Raw genomic sequence first — 7,107 nt, forward strand, 5'->3', positions numbered from 1 at the left:
TCCCGGGGCTGTTCCCGCCCGGCGCCCGGCCGGTGGTGGCCGGGCACTCGCTCGGCGGCGGCGTGGCGATGCGGCTGCTCGTCGGCCACCCCGAGCGGGTATCCGGGCTGCTGCTGGAGGCGCCGGTGTCCCCGTACGGCTTCGGCGGCACCCGGGACCTCGACGGCAACCCCACCACGCCCGACTTCGCCGGGACCGGCGCCGGAGGCGCGAACCCGGACTTCGTGGCGCGGCTCGCCGCCGGTGACCGGAGCGCCGACGGCCCGACCAGCCCGCGGGCGGTGCTGCGCGCCGCGTACGTGGCCGACCCGGCCTCGCTGGGCGAGCACGAGGACCTGCTGCTGGACAGCATGCTGACCACCGCCACCGGGGACGACAACTACCCGGGCACCGCGGTGGCCTCGGCGCACTGGCCGGGGACCGCCGCCGGGCCGCGCGGCGTCCTCAACGCGTTGGCCCCGGCCCACTTCCGGCTCGCCGACGAGCTGGTCGCCGTGCCGGTCAAGCCGCCGGTGACCTGGGTACGCGGAGACGCCGACGTGATCGTCTCGGACACCTCGCTGTTCGACCTGGCGTACCTCGGTCAGCTCGGCGTGGTGCCCGGCTGGCCGGGCCCGCAGGAGTGCCCGCCGCAGCCGATGGTGGGGCAGACCCGCGCGGTGCTGGACCGGTACGCGGCGGCCGGCGGGACGTACCGTGAGGTGGTGCTGCCCGGGTGCGGGCACAGTCCGCACCTGGAGCGGCCGGCGGAGTTCGTCGCCGAACTGCTGGCGCTGGCCGGGGAGAACGCCACCGGCTGAGGCGCGGTGCGTGAAATATCCCACGGCGTCTCGACAACACAGCGTCACGTGGCAGACTCCGGCGCATAACCTTAGCGGCCGTTCATGTCGCGGACGGCGGAGTCGAGCCAGGGGAGGCCGGTCGTGGCGCGGGAGTTCACCAGGGTGGGCGTGGTGGGTCTGGGCACCATGGGTGCCGGCATCGTGGAGGTGTTCGCCCGCAACGGCCTCGACGTCACAGCCGTCGAGATCTCCGAGGCCGCCCTGGAGCGGGGGCGGGTCACGCTGACCGGCTCCACCGACCGGGCCGTCGCCAAGGGCAAGCTCGCCGAGGCCGAGCGGGACGCGCTGCTGGCGCGCGTCGACTTCCGGGTCGGGCTGGACGCGCTGCACGACGTGGACCTGGTGATCGAGGCGGTGCCCGAGCACCTGGACCTCAAGCAGCGGATCTTCGCCGAGCTGGACCGGGTCTGCAAGCCCGAGGCGATCCTGGCCACCAACACGTCCTCGCTGAGCGTCACCGAGATCTCCGTCGCCACCTCCCGGCCAAACCAGGTCATCGGCATCCACTTCTTCAACCCGGCCCCGGTGATGAAGCTGGTCGAGGTGGTCCGCACGGTGGTCACCTCCGCCGACGTGGTCGCCGACGTGGAGGCGCTCTGCGAGCGGCTCGGCAAGGTCGACGTGACGATCAGCGACCGGGCCGGCTTCATCGCCAACGCGCTGCTGTTCGGCTACCTGAACCACGCGGTCGGTATGTTCGAGGCCCGCTACGCCACCCGCGAGGACATCGACGCCGCCATGAAGCTCGGCTGCGGCCTGCCGATGGGCCCGCTGGCGCTGATGGACCTGATCGGTCTGGACACCGCGTACGAGATCCTCGACACGATGTACCGGCGCGGCGGCCGGGACCGCCGGCACGCCCCGGCCCCGCTGCTCAAGCAGATGGTCACCGCCGGGCTGCTCGGCCGGAAGTCCGGTCGCGGCTTCTACACCTACGAGCGGCCGGGCTCGCCGAAGGTCGTACCCGACGAGTACACGCCGCCGGCCGGTGACGCCGCGCTCGCCGACGGCGCCCGCGCCATCGCGAAGGTCGGCGTGGTCGGCTCCGGCACCATGGCCACCGGCATCATCGAGGTCTTCGCGAAGGCCGGCTACGAGGTCATCTCGGTGACCCGGGGCGCGGAGAAGTCCGCGAAGGTCTGCGAAACGGTGAAGACCTCGCTCAACAAGGGCGTGGTGCGGGGCAAGCTCAGCGAGACCGACCGGGACGCCGCGCTGGGCCGGATCACCTGGTCCGCGACGCTGGACCACCTGGCCGACGTCGACCTGGTGGTCGAGGCCGTGATCGAGGAGCTGAGCGTCAAGAAGGCGCTGTTCGCCAGCCTCGACGAGATCTGCAAGCCGGGCGTCGTGCTCGCCACCACCACCTCGTCGCTGCCGGTGATCGACGTGGCGATGGCGACCCAGCGCCCGGCCGACGTGATCGGCCTGCACTTCTTCAACCCGGCGCCGATCATGCCGCTGGTGGAGATCGTGCGGACCATCCGCACCTCCGCCGAGACGTCGGCCACCGCCCGCGCGGTCTGCGCGACGCTCGGCAAGACCGGCGTGGTCTGCGGCGACCGGTCCGGCTTCATCGTCAACGCGCTGCTTTTCCCGTACCTGAACGACGCGGTGCGGATGCTGGAGGCCAGCTACTCGACCGCCGACGACATCGACTACGCGATGAAGCTCGGCTGCGGTTACCCGATGGGCCCGTTCGAGCTGCTCGACGTGGTCGGCCTGGACGTCTCGCTGGCCATCCAGCGGGAGCTGTACCTGGAGCTGCGCGAGCCCGGCTTCGCCCCGGCACCGCTGCTGGAGCACCTGGTGACGGCCGGCTACCTGGGCCGCAAGTCCGGCCGCGGGTTCCGCGACCACACCCGGCGCTGACCGTCGTCAACAGCCGGGCCCGGTGACGGCGTCTTCGAGGTGTGACCTTCGAGGAGTACGTCGGCAGCCGCGGCCCGGCTCTGTTGCGTCTGGCCCGGCTGCTGACCGGCGACGCGCACCGCGCCGAGGACCTGACCCAGGACGTGCTGGCCCGCGCGTACGTGCACTGGCGCAAGATCGCCCGGGCCGACCGGCCCGACGTGTACGTGCGCCGGATGCTCGTCAACGCCAACACGTCCTGGTGGCGGCGGCGGTCCAGCCATGAGCTGGCCGTCGACACGTTCGCCGACCGGCCCGAACGCGGCGACCTCGGCGGCGAGGCGGCGGACCGGGACGAGATGTGGGGGCTGATCCGCGCCCTCCCGGACCGCCAGCGCGCCGTACTGGTGCTGCGCTACTACGAGGACCTGGACGACGCCACGATCGCCCAGATCCTCGACTGCTCCCCGGTCACCGTCCGCACCCACGCGATGCGGGCGCTCGCCCACCTCCGGGAGCGCTGCGGCGTCCCGATGACCAAGGGGAGCCGGCTGTGACCGACCTCGACCAGCGAATCGTCTCGGTGTTGCGGGAGCACGCCGAGGGGGAGACAGACACCGGACGCCTGCTGCGCCGCTCGCGCGCGCTCGGCCGGCGCCGGCAGGTACGCCGCCGACTCACCGCCGGCACCGCGCTCGCCCTGGTCGGCGTGCTCGGCTTCACCGGCGTGGTACGCGCGGACGTGGGCGGGCTGGCCGGGCGGATGCCCTGGACGGCCGCGACGCCGGAGGTGGCGCCACCCCCGGTGCCGCCGCTCGCCGACGGGGTGCCCGGGGCGCTTCAGCGTCCCGATCTGGTCGGTACCGATCCGCAGGTGCTGCACCTGGGCGTCGACACCACCCGGGCCCGCTACCTGGGCTGGTCCGTCCACAGCTCGAACGCGGTCGAGTCGATCCGACTCAGCGCCGACGGCGGACAGCCGGTCCTGCTCGAGGTGAGTCCGGTGGCGAAGGCGCTCGACGACACCTCGATCGAGGGTTTCCCGGTGCAGGCCGTCAGCGGCCGGCTGAAATTCGACGGTGGCGTGCTGCGCGTCGCCGGTACCGACGGTCTGGTCAAGTCATGGCAGCCCTTCCCCGGTCTCTACGCCCGGGCCGCCACGCTTCGCGGTGACGTGGCCGCCTTGGACCGGGTCGCCGGCCTGGTGCGCTGGGACGAGGCCCGGCGATGCACCGGGCCGGTGCGGCTGACCACGTTGCCGGCGAACGCGGCGGTGACGGCATGCGCGGTGGACGCGGCCGCCTTTCCGAAGGGCCTCACGGTTCAGCTCACCGTCGCCCGGGCGCCCTCCTCGACCATGTGGTTGCGGCTGATCTACGGGGCGGAGATGGGGGAGGACAAGGGCCGCGCCAGCAACCGTGACCTGGGTGGCCGCCCGGGCTTCCGCTATCCGAACGGCAACCGCCTGGAACTGCTCGGCCTGCCCAAGGTGCGCTTGACAGTCGACTTCGCCTGGCCCTTCCCCGGCGAGGGACCCCCGGGGCAGGTGAACTTCACCGAGGCCGACGCGGCGGCCGTGCTGACCGGAGCGAAGGTGGCGGCAGACCTCACCCGTCCGCAGACCTGGCCCTGACCGGCCACGCGAGCGATCTTGGTACGGAACGGCCCTTGGAAGGGCGTACCCGTACCAAGATCGCTCGGGCCGGTCCGGCCGGCGGCCCGTACGCTTGGTGACCGTGAGCCCCCGTCGCAACCGGCCCCGCCGGGAAGAAGACCCCGGCCTGGACGCCGAGCGTGCCCGCCACGGCGTGCCGACAGTGCAGCAGTGGCGCGACGGCGACTGGCAGGTACGCGCGATCAGCGGCGGCGCATCGGTCAAGACGTACCGTTGTCCCGGCTGTGACCAGGAGATCCGGCCGGGCGTGGCGCACCTGGTGGCCTGGCCGGCCGACGACCGGGGCGACCTGACCGACCGCCGGCACTGGCACTCCGGCTGCTGGCGGGCCCGGGACCGGCGCGGCCCGAACCTCCAGCGCGGCCGGGGCGCCCCGCGCTACGGCTGAGCGATCTGGATCACCCGGTTCCCGTCCCACTGGGCGGCGGGGCCGCCGACGCGGGAGACTGGCAGGCGTGAGCACTCCGATTCGCGCGTCGTCGATCCTGCCCGGCCGCCGGGAGGACATCGAGCTGCACACCGCCGACGGGCTGACGCTCGTCGGTGAGCTGGCCCGGCCGCTGGAGGGTGAGCCGTCCGCCACCCTGGTCTGCCTGCACCCGCTGCCCACCCACGGCGGGATGATGGACAGCCACGTGTTCCGCAAGGCGGCCTGGCGGCTGCCCGCGCTGGCCGGCCTGGCCGTGCTCCGGTTCAACACCCGGGGCACCAGCAGCGTCCGCGGCACCAGCGAGGGCGCCTTCGACGGCGCCGTCGGCGAGAAGTTCGACGTAGCCGCCGCGATCGAGTACGCCGAGTTCCACGAACTGCCGAACATCTGGTTGGTCGGGTGGTCGTTCGGCACCGACCTGGCGCTCAAGTACGGCTGCGACCCGGCGGTGGCCGGCGCGATCCTGCTCTCCCCGCCGCTGCGCTACTCCGCCCCGGAGGACCTGGCGGTCTGGGCCGAGACGGGCAAGCCGCTCACCGCGCTGGTCCCCGAGTTCGACGACTACCTGCGGCCGGAGGAGGCCGGGCAGCGGTTCGCCGCCGTCCCGCAGGCCGAGGTGGTCGGCGTGGACGGCGCCAAGCACCTCTGGGTCGGCGACGCGGAGAAGGTGCTGGACGAGATCGTCCGGCGGGTCGCCCCGGGCGTACCGCTGCCGCTGCCCACCACCTGGGACGGCCCGATGGAGACCGGCGACGTCAGCGCGTACGCGGACCGCACTGTCGCCGCGTTCGCCGACACCCCGGTGCCCGGCCCGGCCCAGCGGCGCGCCGAGTAACGGCTCAGCGGGCGTCCTGGCGGGGTAGCACCACCTCGCGCAGGATCAGCTGCAACGCGGCCACCGTGGGAATCGCGATGAGCGCGCCCACCACGCCCAGCAGCGCCACCCCGAGCAGCGCGGCCAGCAACGCGGCCACCTCGTTCACCGAGACCGCCCGGCGCATGATCTTCGGGTAGATCAGGTAGTTCTCCACCTGCTGGTAGACCACGAAGAACACCAGGCAGGCGATGCCCACCGGCAGGTCGGTGGCGAGCCCGACGAGCGTCACCACCACCGCGCCCAGCGTCGCGCCGATCTGCGGGATCAGGTCGGTCACCGCGACCACCACGGCCAGGGCGAACGGGTACGGCAGGCCGACCGCCAGCGCGAACACGAACGTGCTGACCCCGGCCAGCACCGCGATGGCGAGCGCGCCCACCATGTACGCGCCGACCCGGGTCAGGATCTCGTCGCCGATCAGCCGGACCCGCTCCCGGCGCGAGCGCGGCACCAGCGCGTACCCGAGTTCGCGCAGCCGGTCGAAGTACGCCAGGAAGTAGATCGTCAGCACCAGCACGGTGAGCAGGCGGAAGAGCGTCCCGAAGATCAGTTGCGCGCCGCCGAGCACCCCGCCGAGCGCCCGCCCGACGTTGTCCGCGTTCGCCGCCGCCTGGACCCGCTCCATCACGTCGTACCGGATCACCAGGTCGTTGACAGTGGGGTTGCGGCGCAGCTCCTCGACGTACCCGGGTAGCTGCTGGATGAACTGGCCGGACTGGGTCACCACCGGCGGCACCAGCGCCAGCAGCCCGGCGACGATCAGCAGCAGCAGGGTGAGCGTCACGACCGCCACCGCCAGCCCGCGCGGCAGGCCCCAGTTGCGCAGCCGGACCACCGCCGGGTGCAGGCCGACCGCGAGGAACAGCGCGATCACCACGAGCACCAGGATGCCGGCCGCGTTCCGCACGCCCAGGAACAGCGCGTACGCCAGCAGCACGCCGAGCGCGCCGGTGAAGCCGATCAGGAAGGCGCTGCGCCGTAGCGGGCGCCCCGGCACGCCGAACCGGCCGCTCGGCTCGAACTCGGCCGGCTCGACGTCGGTCGGCCGCTCGCTGTCCGTGTCCGTGCCGGCTCGCGGGTTGCCGACGGCGGTCGTGGCGTCGCGTGCGGGTTCCGCCTCGCCGGTGGGGTTCACGGCCGCCGCCTCGTCATCAGGGGCGGCGGAGACCTCCTGCGACACCCGTGCCTCCCGGCTTCCGCGCTGCCGGCTCGCCCGCCGGTGCCGTCCACGGCCGACGCGCGGCCCTCTGCCCGCAGGGTAGTCCTCGCCGTCCGCCCCGACCATCCCACCACCGCTTCCGGCCGGGCTGTCCCGCCGGGTGCGGCGGGTGGGTCAGTCCTTGTCGACCGTCACCGTGCTGGGCTTGGCGCTGCGCTCGTCGGTGGTCGGCTTGGTCGGGCGCTTGCCGTTCTCACCGGTGCGGGTGATCTT

General features: G+C 73.2%; 7 protein-coding genes. 6 read left to right on the top strand and 1 reads right to left on the bottom strand.

Translation table 11 applies throughout. The annotated features are described in order from the left end of the window. From KBX39_RS18325 to KBX39_RS18350, 6 genes are all read left to right on the top strand, one after another. The coding region (locus KBX39_RS18325; RefSeq protein WP_210871679.1) for an alpha/beta fold hydrolase at positions 1-800 on the top strand (800 nt) is incomplete at its 5' end. Positions 801-923: 123 nt separating this feature from the next. Next, positions 924-2,714 (top strand): 3-hydroxyacyl-CoA dehydrogenase family protein, encoded by a 1,791-nt coding sequence (locus KBX39_RS18330; RefSeq protein ID WP_064447821.1) that lies wholly within the window; start codon positions 924-926, stop codon positions 2,712-2,714. A gap of 41 nt (positions 2,715-2,755) precedes the next feature. Further along, the gene (locus tag KBX39_RS18335; RefSeq protein ID WP_064447820.1) at positions 2,756-3,250 is read left to right on the top strand and encodes a SigE family RNA polymerase sigma factor; all 495 of its coding nucleotides are present in this window, start codon (positions 2,756-2,758) and stop codon (positions 3,248-3,250) included. After that, the gene (locus KBX39_RS18340) at positions 3,247-4,326 is read left to right on the top strand and encodes a hypothetical protein (RefSeq protein ID WP_210871681.1); all 1,080 of its coding nucleotides are present in this window, start codon (positions 3,247-3,249) and stop codon (positions 4,324-4,326) included. Before KBX39_RS18335 ends, KBX39_RS18340 begins: the two co-directional genes overlap by 4 nt. A gap of 97 nt (positions 4,327-4,423) precedes the next feature. Continuing rightward, on the top strand, positions 4,424-4,756 hold the full coding sequence (locus KBX39_RS18345; RefSeq protein WP_069087243.1) for a hypothetical protein: 333 nt from the start codon (positions 4,424-4,426) through the stop codon (positions 4,754-4,756). Between the two features lie 67 nt (positions 4,757-4,823). After that, complete coding sequence (locus KBX39_RS18350) at positions 4,824-5,633, top strand: alpha/beta hydrolase (protein WP_064447817.1); 810 nt, start codon at positions 4,824-4,826, stop codon at positions 5,631-5,633. Positions 5,634-5,637: 4 nt separating this feature from the next. On the opposite strand, the gene KBX39_RS18355 is transcribed toward KBX39_RS18350, so the two are convergent. Next, the gene (locus KBX39_RS18355) at positions 5,638-6,855 is read right to left on the bottom strand and encodes an AI-2E family transporter (protein ID WP_069087244.1); all 1,218 of its coding nucleotides are present in this window, start codon (positions 6,853-6,855) and stop codon (positions 5,638-5,640) included. Positions 6,856-7,107 lie beyond the last annotated feature (252 nt).

This window comes from Micromonospora sp. D75, assembly GCF_018070405.1.
GTDB classification, from domain to species: Bacteria; Actinomycetota; Actinomycetes; order Mycobacteriales; family Micromonosporaceae; genus Micromonospora; species Micromonospora chalcea.